Below are 2315 nucleotides of genomic sequence, written 5' to 3' on the forward strand. Positions count from 1 at the left end.
CACATCCTCTTTTTTAATGGATTTTATATCTTATTGTGAAAGAATGCATTTAATTCTTTTAGTCGTGGATGAATTACACAAAGGAATATTTCTCATCAAATGTCCATGATGATTTTTAAATAGAATAATTCCTAAAATAATTAATGGCAATTGCAAAGTTAATAAAAGTTTTTTTTTCAATGATATCAAAGTTAAAAAAGAAAATATCTATGTTGTGAAAATGCTTGAACCTTTTAAGACTTGGGGATTGTACTATTTCTTTTCCATTTTATCATTATTATTTTAATGTTGATAGTAAAATAATTTAAATCATTACTATCAAATATTAAACATAGATGATTCTATGGAAAATTATTGTAAAAATTGTGGTGCATATATCAAAGACAATGCCTCGTTTTGTCAAGAATGCGGAACAAAAATTGAAAATAATTTAAATTTATGCTTTAAATGTGGTGAAAAATTAGAAGATAATGCACAATTTTGTCAAAAATGCGGAACTAAACTAAAAAATACTTGTCCTAATTGTGGAGCAAACCTCAAAGACAGTGAAGACTTTTGTGAAAACTGCGGACATGATTTAAACACCCATAATATTGTTAAAAATGAAAATTTAATTGAAAAATATAAAATTCCTATAATTATAACCTTAATTATAATAATATCTATTATTTCAATTAAAACAGCACCTCTCATTATAGATCAGGGTATTGGAACTCAAATAGTTAATGTGGACGAATTTAAGTATAAAATACCTGTAAATTTCATTTCTACAAGTGAAAAACTTGTTAATTCAGATAGTCCGGGTGTTTCAGAGCGTTGGAGTGTGGGTGATGAATATATTGAGATATGGGTTTTACCTCCAAAGTATGAAGGTGGAAGAGCAGACAGTATTTTATCAAGTGTTGGTGGAGGAATACATAATAAATATGGTTATACTGGATACTATAATAAATTTAGTGATGGGGGAGAGGCTTTTTCATATACTAGAAACAATAAAGCAATTACAATATTTGTATCTGATGAAAAATTATTTGATAAAATAGAAGTTTTATAGGAGGAAAAAATGAAGTGTCCTAATTGTGGAGAAGAAAATAATCCGGATTCCAAATTTTGTAAAAATTGTGGAAAATCATTGGAAAGTGTTGTAACTCAAGAAAACATACCAAAAACATTAGAAAAAAATAAAATTATTATCATTGCATTGATTGCTATTGTAATCATATTGGCAGTTGGTGTAATATTTGCAGGAGGATTTTTAAAAGGAAACGTGCCTCTTGAGACAATGGACTTTGAAATATTTAAGATGGACGTTCCAGAAGGGTCAAATTTTGTTGAGACCAATTCTATTCCAAATTATGGTTTTGGAGGATTTGTAGGTCTTCAAAATGGAGGAAAATATTCAAAAGAAGTCAATTCACTGCTTATATCAAATATCGCTGGTTCATCACACCCTTCATCAGTTAGCTTAGATAGAACTGAAGGCGATATTAAAGTATTTAAAGACAATCAGGGGCGTGATGCTTATTACATTGTTAGAGAACTTGATGGGTATGAATTTGTTTTAATTGGAAATGATGACCCAACCATGATTAAAATGCTTAAATCAATACAGATTACCAACAAAGATAAATTGGCATCTCAAAGTTCACAGCAATCCAGTAGTTCACAAACAAGCTCATCTACACCTTCCTCATCAACCCCTTCCTCAATTTCAATTTTGGGAGGCAGTTTCTCAACAGGGAGTGCTGATGAAGATAAGACATATGCTAGAATCAATGTTGGAACTTCACATGCTGGTGAAAATGTTATTGTTCAAATTTTCTATTCTAGGGATGGAAATAGCTTAAATAATGGTAATATGGTGCCAGCTACAGTTCACTCAGATGGTTATCTTGAAATAGCTTCAGCAGATGCGTATTTATATTATCCTGATCATGCAACAATTAAAATCTATGATTCAAATAGTAAGCTTTTAACAACTAAGAGTGTTTCTTTAAGTCCAACAAGTGGTACTCAAACATTTTAGAGTACCATTTTTTTTATTTTTCATGTATATCAAAATAATTTTTTACTATTTTCAACCTATACTCGTTAATGTTAATGTTGGCTTTTTTTAAAATCATCATGTTTTCATCAGCCATTATAATAATAAAGCGTCTATTCGTTTTAATTGATTTGAATTTTCAACCATTCTATGGCTTTCAGGACATGTTCCAAAATAGGTATCTGCAATAAATTATCAACGATATTATTTTGTTTTTATCAAAAAAAAGTTATTAAAATTATTTTTATAATATTAATAGGAATTTAATCTG

At 28.9% G+C, this 2315-nt stretch carries 2 protein-coding genes; both read left to right on the forward strand.

Translation table 11 applies throughout. The annotated features are described in order from the left end of the window. Positions 1 to 343: 343 nt before the first annotated feature. Positions 344 to 1054 (forward strand): zinc ribbon domain-containing protein, encoded by a 711-nt coding sequence (locus tag UIB65_RS02905; protein WP_330039631.1) that lies wholly within the window; start codon positions 344 to 346, stop codon positions 1052 to 1054. Positions 1055 to 1063: 9 nt separating this feature from the next. Further along, positions 1064 to 2026, forward strand: a complete 963-nt coding sequence (locus tag UIB65_RS02910; protein ID WP_330039632.1) for a zinc ribbon domain-containing protein — start codon at positions 1064 to 1066, stop codon at positions 2024 to 2026. Positions 2027 to 2315: the final 289 nt, after the last annotated feature.

It is taken from the genome of Methanobrevibacter sp. (assembly GCF_036307625.1).
Lineage (GTDB): Archaea > Methanobacteriota > Methanobacteria > Methanobacteriales > Methanobacteriaceae > Methanocatella.